Raw genomic sequence first — 21,666 nt, 5'->3', positions numbered from 1 at the left:
TTACAAGCGGAGGCTAAAAGGGCCTTTCAGATGCACCTCGACACAGAACACCCCAAGCCGGAACGTGCTTACAGGGAATTCAATCTCGACAGGCCCGGCAACATCATCTTCGTCGGCCATCACCTCAGCACCGGAACGCAGGTGCGCTGCCTGATCCGCACGATCACGCTTGCCGGCGCATTGCTCGAAGTCAGCCCGAACCTGGAAATACCGAGCCATTTCTTCCTCGAAATCCTCGGCATCCATGACGAGATCGGTGCGACCGTGGTCAAACGCGAAGGCGAATTGGTGACGATCAGCTTCAACATGCTGATCAATCCGGAATTCCTGCACCACGTGTTGCGATTGAACTTCGAAACCTGAGGCTTTTTCCGATCCGTGTAGCATCGCGGCGCGTCGCCTTTGTTTCGCCGCTCCGTCTTGCGGCAAGGCGCGCGATGATCGGAACGGCCCAGAGAAATCCGCGCCATTCCGGACGATCGAGAGGATCGGCCAAGGGATCACGGCGGATCCGGCGATTGCCGATTTCGATTTCCCTAAAGAGAACAACCCAGTTGAGATCCATTGCTTCATCCTCCATCTATTTCCTGGAGCACTTGAGCTAAGCCTTCGCGCCCCTCCGATGTAGAGGCGCTGAGGAAAGGGGGTTTTCATCCATGAAAGATGCAAGCTGGGACGACCTGCAGCTTTTTTTCCATGTCGCGACCGGCGGCGGGCTTTCGGCGGCGGCGGCGCGCACCGGGCTCAGCGCGCCGACAATCGGCCGGCGCATGCTGGCGCTCGAACGGGTGACCGGCCGCTCGCTGTTCAGCCGCGGCCCCACCGGTTATCTGCTCGCCAAGGACGGGCAGGAGCTGCTCGATCGCGTCCGGCTGATGCAGGATGCTGCGCGTGCGATCTCCGACTGGCGCGGCGAGGTGCTGACACTGCCGATCGTCTCGACGGCCGCCGACAGCTGGACCTCCCGCTTCGTCGCCGACCATCTGGCCAGCGTCTGGACGCCGAAGGACAGCTTCCGCATGTGCTACAAGACCTGCGACGCCACCGTCGATTTCACCTATCGCGAGGCGCATATCGCCATTCGCCACAGCCGACCGGACAGCGGCAACGTCGCGATCCGCCGTTCGGTCAAGGTGGCGCATGCGGCCTATCAGGCAGCCGGCTATGACGAGAAAAACTGCAACTGGATCTCGCTCGGCACCGACACCGCCATCACGCCGGCCGACAAATGGACATTCGAACAGCCGGATTCCTGGATCACCAGCTGGACGAACACGCCGCATATGCTGTTTTACCTCATCCGCGGCGGTGCCGGCCGCGGCGTGCTCCCCTGTTTCATCGGCGATCAGGAGCGTAGGCTCGTCCGCGCCGGGCCTGTCATCGACGAACTGACCAACGAAATGTGGATCGTTGCGCACGACGACGAGCGGCAGCGGCCGGAAGTCAGGATCGTCATCGACCGCCTGGCGGCGCTCTTTGCCGATCATGAAGAGCTGTTTGCCGGGCATAAGGCGGCGACATAAGAAAACGCGGGCCGTTCGACCCGCGTTCTCTGAGGTTGCTAACCGGCTCAGGCGGCGAGATGCCGCTCGATCTCGTCGACCGGCATATTGGTATAGTCTTTTGCCACTTCCGCGGTGATCACCGCCTGCGTATCGGCGCGGAGTGCCGGCCGCAGCGCGCCAAGCGCCTTCGGCGGTGCGACGAGGACAATGCGACGGGCCTTCTTTTCCTGCACCAACTCGTCGAGCTTTTCCGCCACCTGTTTCAGAAATTCGGTTTCGGCCTGATCCTGCCAACTGGTCTCCTCGACAGCGCTGCCGCTCAGTCCGTCTGCAGCATGGGTTCGGCCAGGCTTATCGGCGCCAATCTCGCGATCCGGCGCGCTCGGCTGTGTCAGGGTTTCCAGCACCTTCAGGTTCACCAGTTGGGCATCGCCGGCATTCTGCATGATCAGAGCCTTGGCTCCATCGCAGACCACGACCCATGATTCCCAAGGGATTTTTACATCAGTCATCTTCAACTCCTCGCTGTCGTCATTCGAAGCGCGCCGTGCTTCATCGATCAAGGCACAACGCTCGGCCATTGAAAGAGTTCGGGAAAATTGCGCCGAAATCGAACCGGCGGCGATCCGGCTGGCCCTTGCTGCGTAGAAAGGCCAAGTTCGGGAGATTGACGATGAAGACATCACTGCTCGCCTATGCCGGCACCTTTCTCACCCTTCTCGTCTGCGACGGGATATGGCTCGGCCTCATCGCCCGCAACTTCTACCGCGACCAACTGGGAGCGCTGATGCTGCCCTCGCCCAATCTTGCGGTCGGCGCACTGTTCTACCTTTTCTTCGCCGCCGCGGTGGTTGTGCTTGCCGTGCTGCCGGCCCTATCGACAGGCTCGATCACCACCGCGTTTCTCCACGGTGCCATTCTGGGACTGGCAGCCTATGGCACTTATGACATCACCAATCTTGCCACGCTTCGCAACTGGCCGCTCGCCATGAGCCTGGTCGACATGGCCTGGGGCACGGCTCTGACGGCGCTGACCGCCGCCGGCGGATATTTCGCCGTCAGATTTTTTGGCTGAAACGGGAGCCTGGAGATGAAAGCCCACGTCCCGATAATGAACATCGGGCGTCCCGCTTGGGAACAAAGTTTAAACTCGTTAAAATTGTAATTTTATTTTTGACGAATGTGCAAAACATTCATGTGACCTTGGTTGGAGCAAGACCCCAGCTTGAATGAGATCAAGACCAGCTTGCTCGCGATCAAGACCCCCAATGCGTCCTGACTGACGGAGAATGTGAATGACTATGCTCCGCGCTACACACCTTGCCACGGTCAAGTCCGCTGTCTACGACCTGCGCTGGGAAGAATTCAGCGTCAAACGGCCAGCCCGCATCGTCGCCGTCCGGCCGTGCCTCACAGGCGTCTCCATGCGAAGCGCCGAGATCATCGATATCTCCCAGGGCGGCGCCACCTTCATCGTCTCGACCACGGCCGGCCTGCCGAAGCATTATTATCTCAACATTCTTGGCCTCGCCTATCGGATCGGCTGCGCCGAGGTCTATCGCCATAAGGAACGCATCGGGGTGCGGTTCATCAACATCATGGACCCCGAGGTTCTGCGCCGCGTCGTCCGCACCGATTTCCTCGTCGGCAACATGGAAGCAATTGCCGCCCGGCGTGCGCCGATCTTCCGCGCCTGAACAGGCCGAGTCGTTGCGGAAATAATAATCTTGCTTGCGTTGGCCGTGCCCGGGCCTATTGTTTTGCCAATTGTCATTATGTCCGGGAAACTGCCGTCGCATGTCCGCCTTTTCGCGCTTCACACCTCTTGCCAGCGCCCTGCCCTCCACAGTTCCTTTCGTCGGCCCCGAGGCGATCGAGCGCCAGCGCGGGATTGCCGTTTCGGCGCGCATCGGCGCCAATGAGAACGGCTTCGGCCCCGCCGCTTCCGTGTTTGCAGCGATGCGCGAAGAGGCCGGCAATATCTGGAAATACAATGATCCGGAGAATTTCGCGCTCAGGGAAGCGCTTGCCGCCCATCTCGGCATCTCGGCCGCCAATATCGCCATCGGCAGCGGCATCGACGAATTGCTCGGCCAGATCGTCCGGCTGGTGATCGAGCCGGGCGCGCCCGTCGTTACCTCGCTCGGCGCCTATCCGACCTTCAATTTCCATGTCGCCGGCTTCGGCGGTCGGCTGGTGACCGTTCCCTACGCAAACGACCGCGAGGATCTCGACGGGCTGCTCGATGCGGTGAAACGCGAGAATGCGCCGCTCGTCTATTTCGCCAATCCCGACAATCCGATGGGAAGCTGGTGGGATGCCGACAGCATCGTCGCTTTCGCCCGTGCGCTGCCCGAGACGACGCTGATGGTGCTCGACGAGGCCTATAGCGAGACGGGGCCGGCAGGTTCGCTGCCGTCGATCTCCTCGCTCATCGAGCTGCCGAACGTCGTTCGCACCCGCACGTTCTCCAAGGCTTACGGACTTGCCGGCTCACGCACCGGCTACGCGATCTCGACGGCAGGCACGGCGCAGGCCTTCGACAAGATCCGCAATCATTTCGGCATGAACCGGCTGGCAACGGCTGCAGCGCTCGCCGCCCTCAAGGACCAGGCCTATCTCGTCGAGGTGGTCGGGAAAATCCATGCGGCGCGGGAGCGGATCGGCGGCATCGCCCGGGCGAACGGCCTCGTCCCCCTGCCCTCGGCAACAAATTTCGTGGCGATCGACACAGGGCGCGACGGCGCTTATGCGCGGTCGATCGTCGACGGCCTGATAGAGCACGGCGTCTTCATCCGCATGCCTGGTGTGGCGCCCCTCAACCGCTGCATCCGCATCAGCGTCGGGCCGGAGGCGGATATGGCGCTGCTCGAACAGGCTCTGCCGCAGGTTCTGAAACAGATCGGCCGATAAAGCGAAGAACCGCGGCCGGTGGAGGATCCGGTCGCGGTTCCGTTCTCCCGGCGTCGGCCCCGTCCAAAGCGCCCCGCCAGCCCCCTCTTTTTGAGGTTGTTATTGCTGCTCTTGTCGAATTGATCGGAGACGGTTCTAGTGAACCGTCATCCACTCGCGGGCGGCGCGCAGCGCTGCTGCGAGCTGCATCTTGTCCATGGCGGCGGCCACGTCGGCACGAAGCTCGGCGGCGCGGTCGTTGCCCTTGATTGCGGCGATGTTAAGCCATTTGTGGGCTGCAACGAGATCGACTTCGCAGCCGCGGCCGGTCGCATACATCAGACCCATTTCGCAGAAGACATCGGCGCTGTTGTTGTCGCCACCCATGGTGGCCGTTTCAGCATTGTGCATTTCAAAGCGTGCCATCGGTTTTATCCCTGTTAGCCTGTTTATGACTGACCCTGTTTTACCTTCGGGCCTTGCCGTCTATCGCGGCTTGCGGCCCTTCCGGTCCGGCGGGTTTGCCCCGCTCGTTTGATGGGTTCACTATGCCAAACGGCTTTCAAAAAACGCCTAAAATGCATGATTAATTTGAGACAAACAAAGTGCAAACACTTGGTAAAATTGGATTTTCGTTAAACATCGGACTCCCTGCGAATTAAGGATTTTCGAGCGGATTTTACGAAAGATTCAGATTTGAAAATAAACGGATCGTTCATCATGAAATCAGCAGGCGATATCTTTGAAAGCTCGCCGCACGGCTTTTCTCGTGATTTTCAGCCAGTCTGCATGATAGCGATTGACCCTGTTTACCTTTACGTTCGCGTCAGTTATTTTCGCGGCGATCAGGGACATCATGGAGGAAAAGATGATCCGCAGCTTCGTTCTCGCCGGCTTCATAACAGTCATCGCGGGTATCGCGCATGCCGAGGAGCCGATCGTCGGCAACTGGAAGACGGCCGCCGGCGATACGGCGGTGATCGCATCCTGCGGCGGCAGTTACTGCGTGACACTGAAGACCGGTAAATATGCCGGCCGGAAGATCGGCACACTTGCGGGAACCGGCGGCAGCTATGCCGGCGAGATCACCGACCCGGCCGCCGAGAAGACCTATAGCGGCTCGGGCAAGATTTCCGGCAATTCGCTGAGGATGCAGGGCTGCGTGATGAAGATCCTCTGCAAGTCGCAGACCTGGACGCGGCTCTGAGAGAACGCGGGGCGGATAGCGGGCAACGGCCGGGATGTGTTAGAGTGTACACAGCTCAACACAGGAGTTTTCGAAGTGGCCGGCAGCACGACCATGACAATTCGGGTCCGCCCCGACGTAAAAGAAAAGCTCGACAGGATTGCGGCCGACACGCAACGCAGCAAATCATTCCTCGCCGGCGAGGCCGTAGCGGCCTATGTGGAGCGCGAGCTTGAAATCATCGAGGGTATCAAGCGCGGCATGGCCGATGCGGAAGCTGGGCGCGTTATACCGCACGAGCAGGCTGTCGCCGAAATGCGTAAGGTCATCGCGGATGCCAAGCGTAGGAAGACCCCGCGCGGATGAGGCCGGTTCTTTGGCCGAAGGAAGCACATCAGGATAATCTGGAAATTCTGCGTTACATCGCAAAGGACAACCCCGATGCGGCCGAAAGGGTTGTGGACGCCATCGAGGATGCCGGCAAGAAACTTGGCGAATTTGCAACCGGTCGACCAGGACGAATAACTGGCACTTATGAAATATCCCTGACCCGGCTCCCCTACATAATTTCCTATGAGTTGCGGTCGATCGCAGGACGCGAAAGCGTCGTCATCTTGCGTGTGATCTATACCGCGCGGGATTGGCCGGCCGAAGAATAACCGAACCAACTTACAAGCGTACCGCAACGCACCTGCGCAGCCATCCTCCAAAACGCCAAGCATGTCGACGCAGGCATGCCTCGAAACCCTTGGCGACCGGCCCGAGCCGGCCCGGCAAGCTGAACGGCGGATGAACCGGCATCTCAGCACTCATTCAGCCACCGCATGGCAAAACTCATGTCACGATAGAGTTGCGTATCGGGGGCAAGGCAATGAACCACTATATTCTGGCAAGACGCCTTAGCATCATCACACTGTTTGCGGCGATCTTCGCGGTCACGTTTTCGGCAGTCGTGGTGCACGATGGCGGCGGCGGCGCGCAGTCGCATTTCGGGGCGAGCTATACCTGCCTGGAGAGAAACGGCACCTTCTGCGCGCCTGCGGTGCGGTGAGTAAAGCGCATCGCGATGCGCTCTAAGTCTTTGATTTATGCATGTCGTCGTCTCAAAACCGCTGCGCACGTTGGGCGACAGGCATTCACACCAGACGCGCAAGAAGATAAAAAATCGGAATCCGCCGGCGCGCGTCGTTTGCTTGTCAAGAACAACTCTCTATAATGCGTCATGAACAAACGAATCTCCCTTTTGTCGCCCCTCGACACATCCTCTCCACCGCCTTTCCAGCCTCAGAGCTTCGATGATCCCGCTAAGGCGGTCGAGACGCTGACAGCGCTTTACGAGCGCAACACGGCGTTCCTGATCGAGAGCTTCAGCGAACTTGCGCAGGGCGCTCCGATCTCCTCGCGCTACCGCGCATTTTATCCACAGGTCAGCATCGAAACGACAAGCTACGGCCATGTCGATTCGCGGCTTTCCTACGGTCATGTCACGGCACCCGGCATCTACACGACGACCGTCACCCGGCCGAAGCTCTTCAAGCATTACCTCAAGGAGCAACTGTCGCTGCTGATGAAGAGCCATAATGTTCCGATCGTCGTCTCAGAATCGTCGACGCCGATCCCGCTCCACTTCGCCTTCGGCGAAGGTGCACATGTGGAAGCTTCGACCAACGCCTTCGTCGACGTTCCGATGCGCGATATCTTCGACACGCCCGACCTCAACACCACCGACGACGAGATCGCCAACGGCGAATATATCCCACCGCCGGGAGAGCCCTCGCCGCTGGCGCCGTTCACCGCGCAACGCATCGATTATTCGCTCGCCCGGCTGTCGCATTATACGGCGACGCATGCGGAACATTTCCAGAATTTCGTGCTGTTCACCAACTACCAGTTCTATATCGACGAATTCTGCGGCTGGGCGCGCAAGCTGATGGCGGAGGGCGGCGACGGCTATACCGCCTTCGTCGAGCCCGGCAATGTCGTCACCCTTCCCGGCTCGAACGCGCCGGAAACGGATTCCGCCCTCACCCGCCTGCCGCAAATGCCGGCCTACCATCTGAAGAAGAAGGGCCATGCCGGGATCACCATGATCAATATCGGCGTCGGCCCCTCCAACGCCAAGACGATCACCGACCACGTCGCCGTGCTGCGCCCGCATGCCTGGCTGATGCTCGGCCATTGCGCCGGTCTTCGCAACAGCCAGCGGCTCGGCGACTATGTTCTCGCCCACGCCTATATGCGTGAGGACCATGTTCTCGACGACGACCTGCCGGTCTGGGTGCCGATCCCGGCGCTGGCCGAAGTGCAGGTAGCGCTCGAAGCCGCCGTTGCCGAAATCACCGGCTATGAGGGTTTCGAGCTGAAGCGCATCATGCGCACCGGCACCGTCGGCACGATCGACAACCGCAACTGGGAACTCCGCGACCAGCGTGGGCCGGTGAAGCGGCTCTCCCAGGCGCGCGCGATCGCGCTCGACATGGAATCGGCAACGATCGCCGCCAACGGCTTCCGCTTCCGTGTGCCCTATGGCACGCTGCTCTGTGTCTCCGACAAGCCGCTGCACGGCGAATTGAAGCTGCCGGGCATGGCAACGGCCTTCTACCGCACGCAGGTCAACCAGCACCTGCAGATCGGCATCCGCGCCGTCCAGAAGCTTGCCGCCATGCCGAAGGAAGCGCTGCATTCACGCAAGCTGCGCAGCTTCTTCGAAACGGCCTTCCAATAGGCCGTTTCCTCATCTGCCCGTCACGACAGGCGCCGAGCCCTCGGCCACCATCTGCGGCTTACCGGCGGCAAGATTCAGCCCTGCTATCAGCAGGGTGAAGGCCACCACGACGAAAGCGATGCGCAGGAGAACCTTCAGCGCATCGGCATCGTCGGGTACTAGCAGCTGACGCTTCTCGTGGCGACGTGCCCAGATGTGACTTGCCAGGGCGATTTCAAGAATGCTCATTTCCATTCTCCTCGACAGGTTTCGATGAAGCCTTGTCGAGTGCTGCCTTGCGATTTCGACACCTCGTCCGCACAATTTTTTTCGCGGCGCTGTCGAAATGCATGCAGGTCGTTCGTCCATGTTTATGGGAACAGGGCAAGGAGGCTGCCGCGATGAAATATCTCTGTCAGGTCTGGTTCGATGGCGGGGTGCTCGACGCGATGACGCAAAAGGAGAAGACCGAACTCGACACCAATTCCTTGAACTATGACAAGGACCTCGTCGAAAGCGGGCATATGATCGTCGCCCAGGCGTTGCAGCCGCCAAAATCGGCGGTGACCGTACGGGTGCGCAATGGCGAGACGTCGGTGACGGACGGTCCCTTCGCCGAGACGAAGGAGGCGCTCGGCGGCTTTATCCTGATCGAGGCCAAGGATCTCAACGAAGCGATCCGCATTGCCGCGGGCATCCCGCTCGCCATGCTCGGCGCGATCGAAGTGCGGCCAATCCACGAATTCGGAGCTAAGTGAGGAGAGACCAAATGAAATTTCTATGCCAGATCTGGTTCGACACGGAAAAAAGCAAGCTGGTCCCTCAGACCGAATGGGATGCGCTGACACAGGAGTGCATCATCAGCGACAATCGCTGGCGCGAGAGCGGTCATCTGCTGGTGGCGCTCGCCTTGCATGAACCGTCAACAGCGATCACGGTCCGCCTGCGCAATGGCGACGTCTCTGCGACCGATGGCCCATTTGCCGAAATCAAAGAGCACCTCGGCGGTTTTGTGCTGATCGAAGCCGAGAATATCGACGAGGCGAAGACGATCGTGTCGAGTTTTCCGATCCTCAAATATTGCTCGATCGAAGTGCGCCCGACCTACGCTATCCAGGATGGGAAATAGTCATGCGCTACATCTGCCTGATTTATAACAGCACCGACACCGACGGAACGCTGACGCCTGATGAAACCGACGAACTTATCAAAGCGCATTTCGCTTTTGATGAGGAGCTGTGCCGCGACGGCATCATGATCCACTCCGATGCCTTGGAGATGCCTGACAAGGCGACCGTGCTGCGCGTCCGCAACAACACGCTCTCCGCCACGGACGGCCCCTATGTCGAGACGAAGGAGCACCTGGCCGGCTTCTACGTCATCGAGGCGCCGGATGTGATGATAGCCAGGGAGATTGCCGGACGGATCCCGTCGGCGCGTTTCGGCGCGGTCGAACTCCGGCCCGTGCGGATACTGACCCTGCCGGACTGAGGTGCCCCTTTGGAAAGTGTGATCGAGGAGATCTACCGAACGCAGTCGCGCCGGGTGCTGGCGACGCTGATCCGTCTGCTCGGCGATTTCGACCGGGCGGAGGAAGCGCTTCACGACGCCTTTGCCGCCGCCACCCGGACATGGCCGACAGACGGCATTCCCGGCAATCCCTTCGCCTGGCTCGTTTCCACTGGGCGCTTCAAGGCGATCGACACGATCAGGCGGCGGGCGCGTTTCGATGCTTCGCAGCATCACATCGAGGACAGCCTCTACACGCCCGACGCAACGGAGATCGGCGACATGGAACCGATCGAGGACGACATGCTGCGGCTGATCTTCACCTGCTGCCATCCGCTCATCCCGGCCGATGCGCAGATGGCGATGGCGCTCCGGGAAATCTGCGGACTGACCACCGAAGAGATCGCCCATGCCTTCCTCATTCCGGCGCCGACGGTGGCCCAGCGGATCGTGCGCGCCAAAGGCAGGATCCGGGCGGCGAAGATCCCCTACGAGGTGCCGGGCCGCGAGGCGCTGCCGCCGCGGCTCGACCGCGTGCTGCACGTCATCTACCTCGTCTTCAACGAGGGCTATTCGGCCTCTTCCGGCGAGGAGGTGGTCCGCGCCGACCTGAGCGCGGAGGCGATCCGTCTGGCGCGGCTGCTTCTGACGCTGCTGCCTCATCCCGACGTCTCCGGCCTACTGGCCTTGATGCTGCTGCAGGATTCCCGCCGCACCGCCCGCCGCGTCGGAGACGGATCGCTGGTGCTGCTTGCCGATCAGGACCGCTCGCTCTGGGATCATGCGAAGATTACGGAAGGCTTGGCGCTGCTCGCCGCGGCGATGGAAGCGGGAGAGATCGGCACCTATACGCTACAGGCGGCTATCGCCGCCGAACATGCCCGGGCGCCGGCTGCCGAAGAGACCGACTGGCGACGGATCGCCTTCTATTACGATCTGCTTCTAGCAGCACAGCCCTCCCCGATCGTCGAGCTCAACCGCGCGGTGGCGATTGCCATGGCGGAGGGGCCGGCGAAGGGGCTGGAGCTGGTCGATGCCATTCTGGAACGCGGGGAGCTGCAGGCCTATCACCTCGCCCATTCGGCGCGCGCCGATTTCCTGCGCCGTCTCGGCCGGAGGCAAGAGGCGATCACCGCCTATCAAACAGCGCTGTCGCTCTGCCGGCAGGAGCCGGAACAAGCGTTTTTGAGAAAACGGATTTCAGAGCTTGCCGCGACGTCCGAGCGGCAGTGAGATCGCGGTGCCGGTCAGCGCCGAGACGATGATCAGCAGGTGGGCATTGACGCTTGCCTGCGCCAGCGCGGCCAAGGCCATCCGCTCGCTCGAGGCGCCCAGGGCGATGGCGCCGGCGGTGATGCCGGCCGGATAGGTGCCGACGCCGCCTGGCGCATGCATCGGCAGCACGGAGGAGAGCTCGCCGCCGAGCGCGCCGCCGAAGCTTGCCGCCATCGGCAGCACGCCCATCAGGCCGAGCGCCCAGGCAAGCACCATCACCTTCACCAGCCAGTTGACGATGGTCATCGCCCAGGCGCGCGCAAAGGCGACACTATCGAGCGGCAAGCCGTTTTCGATCTCGGCAACGAATTTCTGCGCCTTGTTCGGCAACAGCCTGGCGGCCAGGCGCAGCAGCGGCTTGCGGGCGGCGAAGGCCGCGACCGGCAGCAGCAGGAAGACAGTCCAGAGCGACCAGGCAACAGCCGCGTCGGCTGAAGCGACGGCAAAGCCGATGCCGGCGGCGGCCAGAAGCGCGTGCAGGTCGAGCAGCCGCATGACGAAGAGCGCCGAGGTTCCGCGCGTCAGCGGAATGCCGAATTCGGTGCGCATCAGCAGCGGAAAGCTGGTCTCGCCGGCGCGGAAGGGCAGCATGATGTTCAGCAGATTGTGGATTTGCGTGACGCGGAAGAGGACCGCGAACCGGCCGGCTGTCTCGTTCGGGAAATAATCATAGATGCGCCAGGTGCGCAGGAAATAGGTGCTCGTCAGCAGCACCAGCGCACCGATCACCGGACCTGCGCCGACATCGGCCCACTGCCTGATGATAACAGGCCAACCCCAGAACCATTGGATGAAGAGGCCATAGGCTGCGACGATGACGACCGTCAAAACGGTCATGCGATTGCGCATAAACCAGGATTGCCGGCTTTCAACGATCGAACTCTTCATGTAGTAGGCATTCCTCGCTTGGCGTCGCCATAGGCAGCGGTTCCGTCGCCAGGCCTTTTAGGAGAAATGAAGGTTGCGCACAACGGCGGAGTTGATGGCGGCGGCGGCGAACAGGCTTCCACGCCAATGATCCGAGCGGCCGACCGGTAAATGTGGCGCCTTGCCGGCTTGACGTGGAGACGATGTTGGAGCGGATTACCAAAAGCATTACAAGTGCAAGCATTTTCCTCGCAGGCTATTTCCTGCTGAACATCGCGCTTCGCATCGCCTTGCCGCATACGCTCGATCTCGACGAGGCGGAGCAATCCTTCTACTCGCAATACCTGCTTGCCGGCTATGGCCCGCAGCCGCCCTTCTACAACTGGATCCAATATGCCATCGTTTCGGTGACCGGCATATCGATGTGGGTGCTCTCGGTGCCGAAGAATATCATTCTCTTCGGCTGCTATCTCTTCTACGGGCTTGCTGCCCGTGAGGTGCTGAAGAGCCGTTCGCTCGCAGCCGTCGCCATGCTGAGCCTGATTACCCTGCCGCAGGTCGGCCTGATGGCGCAGCGCGAACTGACCCATACGGTTGCCCTGCTGTTTGCGACCTCGCTCTTCCTTTTCGGTTTTTTCCGCACGCTGCGCCAGCCGACGATCGGGAGCTATCTCCTCATCGGCATCGCCACCGGCATCGGGCTCATCTCAAAGTATAATTTCGCCATCCTGCCCTTTGCCGCCCTCATCGCCGTGCTGCCGGAGCGGGAATGGCGCAGCCGTCTCATCGACTGGCGTTTGCTGCCGGCCGCCGTGCTCGCCATTCTGATCGTGCTGCCGCATGCGCTCTGGCTGCCTGACAATCTCGCCAGCGCGTCTGCGCCGACACTCGAGCGGATGACTGCCGAACACCTGGCGCCGGCCGGCCTCCCCCGCATCGGGCAAGGACTGCTGTCTCTCGTGATCGCAGTCCTCGGCTTCGTCGCATTGCCAATCGTTCTCATCGCGGCCGCCTTCCGGCGCGACTTTTTTCGCGCGCTCTCCTCTTCCAGCCCGATGATCCGGGTGATCGAGCGGATGATGTTCATCAGCCTGCTCGCCTTCGTCGGCGTGGTCCTCTTCGCCGGCGCGAGCGATATCCACGAGCGCTGGCTCGACCCATGTCTGCTCGTCCTGCTGATCTATCTGTTCCTGAAACTGGAAACCGCAGACATCGATCTTTCCGCCGGTCTTGCGCGCTTCCGGCCGGTGGTGCCGGTCTTCATGGTCGTCATCTTGTCGATCCTTCTCTTCCGGATCGTCGGCATTCAATATATCGGCACGTATACGAGAACGAACGTACCCTTCTCCGGCTACGTGGCTGAATTGACCGCGACCCGCAAGCCGGTTCTCATCGTGGCCGGAACCAAGTTCGTTGCCGGCAACATGCGGCTGAAGTTTCCCGACGTTCCCGTCGTGATCCCGTTCTTCCCCGGTCCCGGAGTTCCCGAATATGCTGCTGCGAAGGGGCCGGTTCTGGTTATCTGGCGCGGCGAGACCGCAGATGATCCAACAATTTCCCCCGGCTTCGCCAATGACCTCGTGAGATCGGGCATTCATCTGCAAGAGTTGAAGACGCTGACGCTGCCCTATCTCTTCGGTGACGGCAAACGCAGCTTCTCCATTGGTTACTCCTGGGTGGAAGGCGGCGCCAAATAGCGCCCCGGCAGATCAGCCGATTGCGGGAAACAGGCATTGCCGGCTGGCAACCGGCGGACACTTCATGTAGTAGCCTTCCGCAAGTGCGGCGGCAGCATTCAAGATTGCTCGGCCGCCCGGCCTTTTGGAGATAAAAGTTGCAGACAACCGTAGAGCCCATTCGCGGTACGAATGATCCGGTACAATCGCTCGAACTGTCGCTGGTCGTGCCCATTTTCAACGAAGAGCAAAGCGTCGGCCCGCTTATCGAGCGTGTCGTGGCTGCGATGGTCAGCTACCCCCATCGCTGGGAGCTGATCCTCGTCGACGACGGCAGCACGGATGCGACGCTCGTCAACGCCCGGAAGTATGTCGGACGCGAGGGGCTGGCGCTCAGGATCGTCGAGTTGCAGCGCAACTTCGGCCAGACAGCCGCCATGCAGGCCGGCATCGACACCGCCCGTGGCCGCCTGATCGCGACGATGGACGGCGACCTGCAGAACGATCCGAAGGACATTCCTTCGATGGTCTCCGAGCTGGAACGGCGTGAACTCGACCTCCTGGTCGGCTGGCGCAAGAACCGCAAGGACGGCCTGTTCCTGCGCAAGATCCCCTCCTGGTGCGCCAACTACCTGATCGGCCGCATCACCGGCGTCAAGCTGCATGATTACGGCTGCAGCCTGAAAATCTACCGTGCCTCGATCATCAAGCAGGTGAAGCTGATGGGCGAGATGCACCGCTTCATCCCCGCCTGGGTCGCCGGTGTCGTCCCGAGCTCGCGCATCGGCGAGATGGCGGTCACCCACCATGCCCGCGAGCACGGCGTTTCGAAATACGGCATTTCGCGCACCTTCCGCGTCATCCTCGATCTGCTGTCGGTGATGTTCTTCATGCGCTACAAGGCGCGGCCGGGGCATTTCTTCGGTTCGCTCGGCCTCGGCCTCGGCGCGCTCGCCATGCTGATCCTGCTCTATCTCGGCTTCGACAAGTTCATCCTGGGCAACGACATCGGCACGCGACCGATGCTGATGGTCGGCGTGGTACTGCTGCTGTCGTCGGTACAGATGATCACCACCGGCATCCTGGCGGAAATGATCGCGCGCACCTATTACCGCGACGATGCCTCACCGAATTATATCGTGCGGCAGATCTTCGACGATCAAAGCCAAGCCTAAGCCGGCAGCACGATGCTGGAGCGCGCGACGAGGACGATCAAAACCGCGGGCCTGCTGCTTGCAGCCTATTTCGTGCTCAACATCGTGCTGCGTATCGTGCTTCCGCATTCGCTGGAGCTCGACGAGGCGGAGCAATCCTTCTTCTCGCAATATCTGCTGGCGGGCTACGGCCCGCAGCCGCCCTTCTACAATTGGATGCAATATGCCGTCGTTTCGGTGACGGGCATGTCGATCGGCGCGTTGATCGTTCCGAAGAACATCCTGCTGTTCCTGTCCTATCTCTTCTATGGCCTTGCCGGGCGGCGCGCGCTGAAGGACGAGGCGCTTGCCGCCGTCGGCATGCTGGCGCTGATCACCCTGCCCCAGGTCTCTTACATGGCCCAGCAGGATCTGACCCACACGACGGCGCTGCTCTTTGCTAGCGCGCTGTTTCTCTACGGCTTCTTCCGCACGCTCGACCGGCCCGATATGGCGAGCTACCTGCTGCTCGGGCTTGCGACCGGCATCGGGCTGATCTCGAAATATAATTTCGCGCTGATGCCTATCGTCGCCTTGATCGCCATCCTGCCCGATGCCGAATGGCGACGCCGGGCGCTCGACTGGCGCATGCTGGCAGCGATCACTGTTGCCCTCGTCATCGTCCTGCCGCACGCGATCTGGCTGCAGGGCAATCTCGCATTCGCCTCCTCCGACACTCTGGTCAAGATGGCCGCCGGCAGCGAACCCGCCGGCGCCGTGCGGATCGGCAAAGGCCTTCTCGCCTTTCTCGTCGCCATCATCGCCTTTGCGGCGCTGCCTGTCGCAATCTTCGCCGCCACCTTCCGCCGGGATTTTGTCCGGGCGCTTTCGGCGGGCAACCGCTGGACTGGGATGATGGAGCGGATGATGCTCGCAAGTCTTGCCGGCATCGTTCTGATCGTGCTGTTGACCGGCTCGACGACTGTTCGCGAGCGCTGGCTCGACCCCTTCCTGCTGGTGCTGCCGATCTATTTCCTTGCGAAGATGCAGGCCGCCCGGCTCGAGCTTTCCGCCGGACTGCGCCGCTTCCGGCCGGTGCTGCCGGTGTTGATGGCTTGCGTGCTGATCGCACTCGGCTTCCGCGTCGTCGGTGCCGGGCTGATCGGCACTTACAGCCGGCCGAATGTGCCGATGGCGGGTTTTTCGCGCGAGATGACGCGACAGGCGGAGCCGGCGCTGGTGATCGCTTCCGACACCTATATCGGCGGAAACATGCGGCTGCAATTTCCCGATGTGCCGGTGGTGATCCCGGATTTTCCGGCACCGGGCATTCCGGCCTATGCCGAGGCCAAGGGGCCGGTGCTGATCGTCTGGCGCGGCAAGAAGACGGCGACGGCTGCCGATGCGGTCATGCCGGAGCGGTTCTCATCAGCGCTGACGGCGGCCGGCATCGCGCTGCAGGAGGTCGGCTCGCTGTCGCTTCCTTATTATTTCGGCCGCCAGGGCGACAATTTCGCGCTCGGCTACGCCTGGGTTCGGCCGGAGACCAGATAGGATGACCGAGAGCAACCGTCGCGACATCAGTTGGATCTTCGTTCTGCTGGCAGCCTATTTCGTGCTCCAGGTCGGCGTGCGGCTCGCAACCTCGCATTCGCTCGATCTCGACGAGGCCGAACAGGCCTTCCGATCGCAATGGCTTGCCGCCGGCTACGGCCCGCAGCCGCCCTTCTACAACTGGCTGCAATACACCGTCTTCCAGTTTGCCGGCGTCTCTCTGACCGCCCTTTCTATCGTGAAGAACCTACTGCTGTTCATCTCCTATCTGCTCTACGGCCTGACCGCGCGGCTCGTGCTGCGCGACAAGGCGCTGGTGGCGATCGCCACGCTCGGGCTGCTGACGATCCCGCAGATGGCGTTCGAGATGCAGCGCGACCTGACGCACACGGTCGCGGTGTTCTTCTCGGCCAGCATCTTCTTCTACGGCTTCATCCGCAGCCTGAAGCAGCCGAGCCTTGCCTCCTATCTGATATCAGGCATCGGCATCGGTTTCGGCTTGCTTGCAAAATATAATTTCGCGATCCTGCCGGCGGCAGCCCTGATTGCCGCGCTTTCGGATGCGCGCCTACGGCCGCGGATCTTCGACTGGCGGCTGGTGCTGACGGCGGCGGTGGCGCTCGTCATCACCCTGCCGCATCTCTTCTGGCTGAAGGACAATCTCGATTTCGCCACCGCACGCACGCTGGAGAAGATGACCGCGAGCGGCGATGCGAGCTATCTCACGCAGGTCGCCATGGGCGTCAGCTCGCTCGCCCTCGCCATCATCAGCTTTGCCGCATTGACCGTGGCGGTGTTCGCGATCGTTTTCGGCAAGAACCTTCGTCCGGCGCTCAGCTCCGGCTCGGAATGGACGCGGCTTCTCGAGCGGATGATGCTCGTCTTCCTCGCCGGCATTCTGCTTCTGATCGTCTTCGGCGGTGCGGCCGGCATCAAGGATCGCTGGCTGGTGCCGATGCTCTTCATCCTGCCGCTCTATTTCTGCCTGAAGATCGAGGCCGCAGGCGTCACAACAGACAGAGCGTTCCGGCGTTTTATACCCATCCTCGCCGTCATCATGATCGGCGTACCGGCGGCCCTTTACGGGAGCGTTGCGACTGCGCGCTTTACCGGTCATTACGAGCGGCTGAACAGGCCCTATGCCGGCATGCTGGAAACATTGCGCAAACAGGCCGAACCGGCGGCGATCCTTGCCGACGACAGCCTGCTTGCCGGTAATCTCAGGCAGGATATTCCCGGTGTGCCGATCCTCTCTGTGGACTATCCCGGCTTCAACCCGGATCTTACCGGCCGGCGACCGCTTCTCCTGGTGTGGCTCCTCCCGCAGAAGGGCGGAAGCGAAACACTTCCCCCGGCCATGGCTCAATGGCTACAGGCCAATCTCGGCGTGTCCGCACCGCAGGCGTCGGTGATCGACGTGCCCTATGTCTATGGGCGCGGCGACGACAGCTATCGTTTCGGCTATGCCTGGGTCAATCAGCCGGGCTGAGCGCAATCAGGATTTCAGCTCCTTCCAGGCCAAATCCAGCGCCAGCCTGGTAATCCTCGCCATCTCGTCCACCTCGGCGTGGCTGATGACGAGAGGCGGCGAGGCGAGCATGCGGTCGCCGGTGGCGCGCAGCACCAGACCGTTCGCCAGCGCGTGATTGCGCATCAGCGCACCGACCTGATCGGGCTTGGCATAACGGGTACGCGTGCTCTTCTCGGCGGCGAGTTGCAGGCCGCCCATCAGGCCGATGCTGACGGCTTCGCCGACCAGATCATGTTCGGCAAGCTCTGCCCAGGCCCTGCCGAAATAGGGGCCGATATCGTCGCGCACGCGTTCGACCAGTCTTTCCTCCTCGATGATGCGCAGGTTTTCGAGGGCTGCGGCAGCGCAGACCGGGTGGCCGGAATAGGTGAAGCCATGGTTGAAGTCGCCGACCTCGTTGATCAGCACATCGGCGATGCGGTCGCTGACGAGCACGCCGCCGATCGGCAGATAGCCGGAGGAAAGCCCCTTGGCGATCGGCGCCAGATCGGGCTCGACGCCGAAATACTGGTGGCCGAACCAGGCGCCCAGTCGGCCGAAACCGCAGATCACCTCGTCGGTCACCAGCAGGATGTTGCGCGCCTTGCAGATGCGGTCGATCTCCGGCCAGTAGGTCTCGGGCGGGATGATGACGCCGGCAGCGCCTTGCACCGGCTCGGCGACGAATGCGGCGACATTCTCCTCGCCCAGTTCGTCGATCTTCGCTTCGAGCTCGCGGGCAACCTTGAGACCGAATTCGGCGGGTGAGAGATCGCCGCCCTCGCCGTACCAATAGGGCTGGCCGATGTGGACGATGCCCGGGATCGGCAGGTCGCCCTGTTCGTGCATGTATTTCATGCCGCCGAGGCTGGCACCGGCGACGGTCGAGCCGTGATAACCGTTCTTCCTTGATATGACGATCTTCTTCGACGGCTTGCCGACGGCGCTCCAGTAGACGCGGGCCATGCGGAACCAGGTGTCGTTCGCCTCCGAACCGGAGCCGGTGAAAAAGATATGGTTGAAACGCTCGCCGGCATGCGAGGTGACCTTCTGCGCAAGCAGCGTCGCCGGCGTCGAGGTCGTGCCGAAGAAGGTGTTGTAATAGGGCAGCTCATTCATCTGCCTGGTGGCGGCATCGGCGATCTCCCGGCGGCCATAGCCGATATTGACGCACCAGAGGCCGGCGAAGCCATCGAGATATTTCCTGCCGTGATTGTCGAAGATGTAGACGCCCTCGCCGCGCTGGATGATACGCGCGCCCTCGGCATTCAGCTTCTTCATGTCGGCGAAGGGATGCAGATGGTGCGCGGCGTCGATCGCGGCAAGATTCGAGGGTGGGTAAGTATCGGGCATGATTGGTAAAGACCCTCACGGATTGAAAGGCTGATGTCGATGGGATAGGAGCTTGGCCTTGTCCCGGGGGATTTTCAAGGTCATGGCAAGCGACAGGATGGACGGCAAGACGAAAGGCGACGACCCGCGTTTCGAGATCCTGATCGTCGGCATGAACGGCGACCTGCGCGGCAAGCAGCTTCCGCCCGGCGCCGAAGACAAGGTCTGGGCCGGTGACATCCGCCTGCCGACATCGACGCAGTCGCTCGACATCTGGGGCGACGATAATGACGATATCACCGGCCTGTCGCTGACGATCGGCGATCCCGACGGCAAGGTCATCCCCGACCGGCGCAGCCTGGCGCCGATGCCCTGGGCGCCCGAGGGCTCGATGCAAGTGCTCGCCACCATGCACGAATTCGACGGCAGCCCGAGCTTCATGGATCCGCGCGCCATCCTTGCCTCGGTGGTCGAGCGCTATGCGGCGCGCGGGCTGACGCCTGTGGTCGCGACCGAGCTGGAATTTTACGTGATGTCGGGAGACTGGCGCGAGACCGGACGCCCCTGCCCGCCCGAAAGCCTCACCTATCGCGGCGAACCGAACGGTTTCCAGCTCTACGACATGAGCGCCGTCGACGCGCTCGATGGCTATTTGCAGACGCTGAGGGCCTATGCGAAGGCGCAGAACCTGCCGGCGGATGCGACGACGGCGGAATTCGGGCCGGGCCAGTTCGAGGTCAACCTGCTGCACCGCGCGGATGCGCTGGCAGCCGCCGACGATTGCCTCTATCTCAAGCGTATCGCCGAACAGGCGGCGCGCCGCCACGGGCTGAAATCGACCTGCATGGCCAAGCCCTATTCCGAACATGCCGGCTCCGGCCTGCATGTGCATGCGAGCATCATCGACGGGCAAGGCCGCAACATCCTCGATGCCAAGGGCGGCGAACCGAAGCTACTCAAATCGGTGATATCGGGCCTGCTCGACTCCATGCGCGCGGCGCAGCTGATCTTCGCCCCCTTTGCCAATTCCTACCGCCGCTTCCAGCCGGGCTCGTTTGCGCCTGTGGATCTGACCTGGGGCAGCGGCCATCGCGGCACGGCGATCCGCATCCCCGACAAGGATGGCCCGGCCGCACGCATCGAACACCGCGTCGCCGGCGCCGACGCCAATCCCTTTCTGCTGCTGGCGGCGATCCTCGGCGGCATGCTCGCCGGTCTCGATGGCGAGCTCGACCCCGGCGAGGAGACGACGCCTTCGCACATACCTGCGAATACGACCCGACTGACGCATGATTTCCTCAGCGCCGTCGAGACCTTCCGCACCTCACCCTTCATCACCGATATCTTCGGCGCGCGTTATCAGGCGCTCTATGGCGACACCAAGCGCAAGGAAGCGCTGGCGCATCTGCGCACCGTCTCGGATTTCGACTACCGCACCTATCTGCCGCGGCTCTGAAATTACGCGGCGGCCGACTTACGCAGCCGGCCGACTTACGCAGCGGGCTCGCGGCGTTCGTCCGCATTCACCTGAGCGGCGAGCCCCTGTTTGACGAGAACCTTCAATTCGCCCGGATGCAGCCGGATCGAGACGTCGCGTTCGAGCGGCAGCAGCTCGCCGTCCATGACGCAATTGGCCTTGGAGCGCAGTTTCGGGAAATGCAGGTGCACTTCGGCCGGGTGCATCACCATGACATCGGCATTCTCGCGGACCTTGCCGCGCAGCATGTCGATGGCGAGACGGGCGACACCGAGGGGTTTCAGCGGATTTGCCGTGTAGAAGCCGAGTTCGCCGCTTCTCAAATCATCGGCGTAGAGCAGCGCGTTCTCGCCGAAGGGATTGTTGGAGACTGATATCGCCGACACCCTGCGGCGCTCGCGCATGCCGATCGCCTCGAACTCGACCTCGAATTCCGGCGGGTTGAAGATGACGCCCAAAGCTGCCTTGGTGCTCGCCCGGATCTTGCCCAGCCGGGACCGATAGCTGTAGGCGTTGCGGTAGCGCACCATGCGGGCGTGCAGGCCGGCGGAAAACTGGTGGATGAAGGGCCGGCCGTTGGCGCTGGCGATATCGACATTGTCGACCTCGCCGGAGGCAAGCACATCGAGCGCCTGCCAGATATCGAGCGGCACACGCAGCGAGCGGGCAAAGAGGTTCATCGTGCCGGCGGGCACGACGCCGAGCGCAATTCCGTTTTTCCAGGCAATCGATGCCGCCGCCGAAATGGTGCCGTCGCCACCGCCGGCGACGATACCGTCGATATCGTCGCGCTTGGCCGCCCGCTCCATGGCGGGAACGATTTCCTTTCCTGAGAAGACGATGGCGTCGAAATCATGCCCCGCTTCGCGGAAGGCCGCCTCTGCCCTCTTTTCGTAGGCCAGCATGTCGGTGGTCTTAAAGGTCCCGCCGTCGCGATTGAAAAAGCCTATAAGCTTCATAAGAGCTCCCGTCCCTGGCGCGGAAATGCTCCTGCCTTGCCCCTGAGATGGTTGCGGTATCGGCGATTTCAAGCGCAGCCTTCTTTC

Annotated in this window: 26 protein-coding genes; 19 read left to right on the top strand and 7 right to left on the bottom strand. The window is 61.8% G+C overall.

The annotated features are described in order from the left end of the window. Nucleotides 1-30 precede the first annotated feature (30 nt). Nucleotides 31-363 carry a hypothetical protein gene (locus tag G9X67_RS18575; protein WP_018241377.1) on the top strand — a complete coding sequence of 111 codons (333 nt, stop codon included), beginning with the start codon at nt 31-33 and terminating at the stop codon, nt 361-363. Here G9X67_RS18575 and G9X67_RS35060 read toward each other — a convergent pair. Continuing rightward, on the bottom strand, nt 314-565 hold the full coding sequence (locus tag G9X67_RS35060) for a hypothetical protein (protein WP_246705428.1): 252 nt from the start codon (nt 563-565) through the stop codon (nt 314-316). The two genes, G9X67_RS18575 and G9X67_RS35060, sit on opposite strands and share 50 nt — an antisense overlap. A gap of 91 nt (nt 566-656) precedes the next feature. Here G9X67_RS35060 and G9X67_RS18570 point away from each other — a divergent pair, with 91 nt between their 5' ends. After that, nucleotides 657-1,523: a LysR family transcriptional regulator gene (locus tag G9X67_RS18570; protein ID WP_171599401.1), complete on the top strand. Its 867-nt coding sequence runs from the start codon at nt 657-659 to the stop codon at nt 1,521-1,523. A 47-nt stretch (nt 1,524-1,570) separates the two neighbouring features. On the opposite strand, the gene G9X67_RS18565 is transcribed toward G9X67_RS18570, so the two are convergent. Then, nucleotides 1,571-2,017, bottom strand: coding sequence for a host attachment family protein (locus tag G9X67_RS18565; RefSeq protein ID WP_138328425.1), 447 nt, complete (start codon nt 2,015-2,017; stop codon nt 1,571-1,573). A 161-nt stretch (nt 2,018-2,178) separates the two neighbouring features. Between G9X67_RS18565 and G9X67_RS18560 the strand changes: the two genes are divergently transcribed. The 3 genes from G9X67_RS18560 to G9X67_RS18550 all read left to right on the top strand — a co-directional run bounded on the left by G9X67_RS18560 (nt 2,179) and on the right by G9X67_RS18550 (nt 4,418). After that, nucleotides 2,179-2,580, top strand: a complete 402-nt coding sequence (locus G9X67_RS18560; RefSeq protein ID WP_028741486.1) for a DUF2177 family protein — start codon at nt 2,179-2,181, stop codon at nt 2,578-2,580. A gap of 220 nt (nt 2,581-2,800) precedes the next feature. Then, the gene (locus tag G9X67_RS18555) at nt 2,801-3,202 is read left to right on the top strand and encodes a pilus protein PilZ (RefSeq protein WP_003558031.1); all 402 of its coding nucleotides are present in this window, start codon (nt 2,801-2,803) and stop codon (nt 3,200-3,202) included. A gap of 100 nt (nt 3,203-3,302) precedes the next feature. After that, complete coding sequence (locus tag G9X67_RS18550; protein WP_171599400.1) at nt 3,303-4,418, top strand: pyridoxal phosphate-dependent aminotransferase; 1,116 nt, start codon at nt 3,303-3,305, stop codon at nt 4,416-4,418. Between the two features lie 135 nt (nt 4,419-4,553). On the opposite strand, the gene G9X67_RS18545 is transcribed toward G9X67_RS18550, so the two are convergent. Beyond that, on the bottom strand, nt 4,554-4,823 hold the full coding sequence (locus tag G9X67_RS18545; protein ID WP_003546876.1) for a sel1 repeat family protein: 270 nt from the start codon (nt 4,821-4,823) through the stop codon (nt 4,554-4,556). 442 nt (nt 4,824-5,265) lie between these two features. On the opposite strand from G9X67_RS18545, the gene G9X67_RS18540 reads away from it, so the two are divergent. The 5 genes from G9X67_RS18540 (at nt 5,266) to G9X67_RS18520 (ending at nt 8,308) form a co-directional block, all read left to right on the top strand. Then, nucleotides 5,266-5,604: a DUF2147 domain-containing protein gene (locus G9X67_RS18540; protein ID WP_062944226.1), complete on the top strand. Its 339-nt coding sequence runs from the start codon at nt 5,266-5,268 to the stop codon at nt 5,602-5,604. Between the two features lie 75 nt (nt 5,605-5,679). Further along, the gene (locus G9X67_RS18535) at nt 5,680-5,949 is read left to right on the top strand and encodes a CopG family ribbon-helix-helix protein (protein ID WP_062944156.1); all 270 of its coding nucleotides are present in this window, start codon (nt 5,680-5,682) and stop codon (nt 5,947-5,949) included. Continuing rightward, the gene (locus G9X67_RS18530; protein ID WP_171599399.1) at nt 5,946-6,242 is read left to right on the top strand and encodes a type II toxin-antitoxin system RelE/ParE family toxin; all 297 of its coding nucleotides are present in this window, start codon (nt 5,946-5,948) and stop codon (nt 6,240-6,242) included. The genes G9X67_RS18535 and G9X67_RS18530 overlap by 4 nt, the downstream gene beginning before the upstream one ends. A 212-nt stretch (nt 6,243-6,454) precedes the next feature. After that, nucleotides 6,455-6,634 (top strand): hypothetical protein, encoded by a 180-nt coding sequence (locus G9X67_RS18525; RefSeq protein ID WP_062944158.1) that lies wholly within the window; start codon nt 6,455-6,457, stop codon nt 6,632-6,634. Between the two features lie 171 nt (nt 6,635-6,805). Beyond that, on the top strand, nt 6,806-8,308 hold the full coding sequence (locus G9X67_RS18520) for an AMP nucleosidase (protein WP_138328430.1): 1,503 nt from the start codon (nt 6,806-6,808) through the stop codon (nt 8,306-8,308). A gap of 9 nt (nt 8,309-8,317) precedes the next feature. Here the strand turns inward: G9X67_RS18520 and G9X67_RS18515 are convergent, their stop codons facing one another. Next, nucleotides 8,318-8,536, bottom strand: coding sequence for a hypothetical protein (locus G9X67_RS18515; RefSeq protein ID WP_246705427.1), 219 nt, complete (start codon nt 8,534-8,536; stop codon nt 8,318-8,320). A 152-nt stretch (nt 8,537-8,688) separates the two neighbouring features. Here G9X67_RS18515 and G9X67_RS18510 point away from each other — a divergent pair, with 152 nt between their 5' ends. From G9X67_RS18510 to G9X67_RS18495, 4 genes are read left to right on the top strand one after another with little or no spacing between them, the layout of a single operon-like run. Next, a complete protein-coding gene (locus G9X67_RS18510; RefSeq protein ID WP_171599397.1) occupies nt 8,689-9,045 on the top strand; it encodes a YciI family protein in 357 nt (118 codons plus the stop codon). Nucleotides 9,046-9,056: 11 nt separating this feature from the next. Continuing rightward, complete coding sequence (locus G9X67_RS18505; protein WP_138328433.1) at nt 9,057-9,416, top strand: YciI family protein; 360 nt, start codon at nt 9,057-9,059, stop codon at nt 9,414-9,416. Between the two features lie 2 nt (nt 9,417-9,418). Beyond that, the gene (locus tag G9X67_RS18500) at nt 9,419-9,778 is read left to right on the top strand and encodes a YciI family protein (protein WP_138328434.1); all 360 of its coding nucleotides are present in this window, start codon (nt 9,419-9,421) and stop codon (nt 9,776-9,778) included. A gap of 9 nt (nt 9,779-9,787) precedes the next feature. Next, entirely contained in the window at nt 9,788-11,029 is a 1,242-nt protein-coding gene (locus tag G9X67_RS18495; RefSeq protein WP_171599396.1) for an RNA polymerase sigma factor, read from the top strand. On the opposite strand, the gene G9X67_RS18490 is transcribed toward G9X67_RS18495, so the two are convergent. Beyond that, complete coding sequence (locus G9X67_RS18490; RefSeq protein WP_138387679.1) at nt 10,997-11,959, bottom strand: lysylphosphatidylglycerol synthase domain-containing protein; 963 nt, start codon at nt 11,957-11,959, stop codon at nt 10,997-10,999. The two genes, G9X67_RS18495 and G9X67_RS18490, sit on opposite strands and share 33 nt — an antisense overlap. A 182-nt stretch (nt 11,960-12,141) precedes the next feature. Between G9X67_RS18490 and G9X67_RS18485 the strand changes: the two genes are divergently transcribed. From G9X67_RS18485 to G9X67_RS18470, 4 genes are all read left to right on the top strand, one after another. Then, on the top strand, nt 12,142-13,635 hold the full coding sequence (locus G9X67_RS18485; protein WP_171599395.1) for a glycosyltransferase family 39 protein: 1,494 nt from the start codon (nt 12,142-12,144) through the stop codon (nt 13,633-13,635). Between the two features lie 137 nt (nt 13,636-13,772). Further along, entirely contained in the window at nt 13,773-14,789 is a 1,017-nt protein-coding gene (locus G9X67_RS18480; protein WP_171599394.1) for a glycosyltransferase family 2 protein, read from the top strand. 12 nt (nt 14,790-14,801) lie between these two features. Further along, a complete protein-coding gene (locus G9X67_RS18475) occupies nt 14,802-16,301 on the top strand; it encodes a glycosyltransferase family 39 protein (protein WP_171599393.1) in 1,500 nt (499 codons plus the stop codon). Nucleotide 16,302: 1 nt separating this feature from the next. Further along, a complete protein-coding gene (locus G9X67_RS18470) occupies nt 16,303-17,790 on the top strand; it encodes a glycosyltransferase family 39 protein (RefSeq protein WP_171599392.1) in 1,488 nt (495 codons plus the stop codon). A 6-nt stretch (nt 17,791-17,796) separates the two neighbouring features. Here the strand turns inward: G9X67_RS18470 and G9X67_RS18465 are convergent, their stop codons facing one another. Next, a complete protein-coding gene (locus G9X67_RS18465; protein ID WP_171599391.1) occupies nt 17,797-19,164 on the bottom strand; it encodes an aspartate aminotransferase family protein in 1,368 nt (455 codons plus the stop codon). An 82-nt stretch (nt 19,165-19,246) separates the two neighbouring features. Here G9X67_RS18465 and G9X67_RS18460 point away from each other — a divergent pair, with 82 nt between their 5' ends. After that, nucleotides 19,247-20,599: a glutamine synthetase family protein gene (locus tag G9X67_RS18460; protein ID WP_171599502.1), complete on the top strand. Its 1,353-nt coding sequence runs from the start codon at nt 19,247-19,249 to the stop codon at nt 20,597-20,599. A 35-nt stretch (nt 20,600-20,634) separates the two neighbouring features. Here G9X67_RS18460 and G9X67_RS18455 read toward each other — a convergent pair whose 3' ends face one another. Then, on the bottom strand, nt 20,635-21,579 hold the full coding sequence (locus G9X67_RS18455; RefSeq protein ID WP_171599390.1) for a diacylglycerol kinase family protein: 945 nt from the start codon (nt 21,577-21,579) through the stop codon (nt 20,635-20,637). Nucleotides 21,580-21,666 lie beyond the last annotated feature (87 nt).

Source organism: Rhizobium sp. WYCCWR 11152 (genome assembly GCF_013087615.1).
GTDB lineage: Bacteria > Pseudomonadota > Alphaproteobacteria > Rhizobiales > Rhizobiaceae > Rhizobium > Rhizobium indicum.
Note: the sequence above shows the minus strand (reverse complement) of the source record. Positions and strands in the feature narration are given on the sequence as shown.

What these genes read in the sequence shown, in the direction of transcription:
- G9X67_RS18515 (WP_246705427.1), bottom strand. Translation starts at nt 8,536, where the DNA reads ATGAGCATTCTTGAAATCGCCCTGGCAAGTCACATCTGGGCACGTCGC.
- G9X67_RS18500 (WP_138328434.1), top strand. Translation starts at nt 9,419, where the DNA reads ATGCGCTACATCTGCCTGATTTATAACAGCACCGACACCGACGGAACG.
- G9X67_RS18555 (WP_003558031.1), top strand. Translation starts at nt 2,801, where the DNA reads ATGACTATGCTCCGCGCTACACACCTTGCCACGGTCAAGTCCGCTGTC.
- G9X67_RS18465 (WP_171599391.1), bottom strand. Translation starts at nt 19,164, where the DNA reads ATGCCCGATACTTACCCACCCTCGAATCTTGCCGCGATCGACGCCGCG.
- G9X67_RS18460 (WP_171599502.1), top strand. Translation starts at nt 19,247, where the DNA reads ATGGCAAGCGACAGGATGGACGGCAAGACGAAAGGCGACGACCCGCGT.
- G9X67_RS18540 (WP_062944226.1), top strand. Translation starts at nt 5,266, where the DNA reads ATGATCCGCAGCTTCGTTCTCGCCGGCTTCATAACAGTCATCGCGGGT.
- G9X67_RS18505 (WP_138328433.1), top strand. Translation starts at nt 9,057, where the DNA reads ATGAAATTTCTATGCCAGATCTGGTTCGACACGGAAAAAAGCAAGCTG.
- G9X67_RS18525 (WP_062944158.1), top strand. Translation starts at nt 6,455, where the DNA reads ATGAACCACTATATTCTGGCAAGACGCCTTAGCATCATCACACTGTTT.
- G9X67_RS18490 (WP_138387679.1), bottom strand. Translation starts at nt 11,959, where the DNA reads ATGAAGAGTTCGATCGTTGAAAGCCGGCAATCCTGGTTTATGCGCAAT.
- G9X67_RS18565 (WP_138328425.1), bottom strand. Translation starts at nt 2,017, where the DNA reads ATGACTGATGTAAAAATCCCTTGGGAATCATGGGTCGTGGTCTGCGAT.
- G9X67_RS18545 (WP_003546876.1), bottom strand. Translation starts at nt 4,823, where the DNA reads ATGGCACGCTTTGAAATGCACAATGCTGAAACGGCCACCATGGGTGGC.
- G9X67_RS35060 (WP_246705428.1), bottom strand. Translation starts at nt 565, where the DNA reads ATGGATCTCAACTGGGTTGTTCTCTTTAGGGAAATCGAAATCGGCAAT.
- G9X67_RS18485 (WP_171599395.1), top strand. Translation starts at nt 12,142, where the DNA reads ATGTTGGAGCGGATTACCAAAAGCATTACAAGTGCAAGCATTTTCCTC.
- G9X67_RS18575 (WP_018241377.1), top strand. Translation starts at nt 31, where the DNA reads ATGCACCTCGACACAGAACACCCCAAGCCGGAACGTGCTTACAGGGAA.
- G9X67_RS18470 (WP_171599392.1), top strand. Translation starts at nt 16,303, where the DNA reads ATGACCGAGAGCAACCGTCGCGACATCAGTTGGATCTTCGTTCTGCTG.
- G9X67_RS18530 (WP_171599399.1), top strand. Translation starts at nt 5,946, where the DNA reads ATGAGGCCGGTTCTTTGGCCGAAGGAAGCACATCAGGATAATCTGGAA.
- G9X67_RS18510 (WP_171599397.1), top strand. Translation starts at nt 8,689, where the DNA reads ATGAAATATCTCTGTCAGGTCTGGTTCGATGGCGGGGTGCTCGACGCG.
- G9X67_RS18560 (WP_028741486.1), top strand. Translation starts at nt 2,179, where the DNA reads ATGAAGACATCACTGCTCGCCTATGCCGGCACCTTTCTCACCCTTCTC.
- G9X67_RS18455 (WP_171599390.1), bottom strand. Translation starts at nt 21,579, where the DNA reads ATGAAGCTTATAGGCTTTTTCAATCGCGACGGCGGGACCTTTAAGACC.
- G9X67_RS18520 (WP_138328430.1), top strand. Translation starts at nt 6,806, where the DNA reads ATGAACAAACGAATCTCCCTTTTGTCGCCCCTCGACACATCCTCTCCA.
- G9X67_RS18570 (WP_171599401.1), top strand. Translation starts at nt 657, where the DNA reads ATGAAAGATGCAAGCTGGGACGACCTGCAGCTTTTTTTCCATGTCGCG.
- G9X67_RS18550 (WP_171599400.1), top strand. Translation starts at nt 3,303, where the DNA reads ATGTCCGCCTTTTCGCGCTTCACACCTCTTGCCAGCGCCCTGCCCTCC.
- G9X67_RS18475 (WP_171599393.1), top strand. Translation starts at nt 14,802, where the DNA reads ATGCTGGAGCGCGCGACGAGGACGATCAAAACCGCGGGCCTGCTGCTT.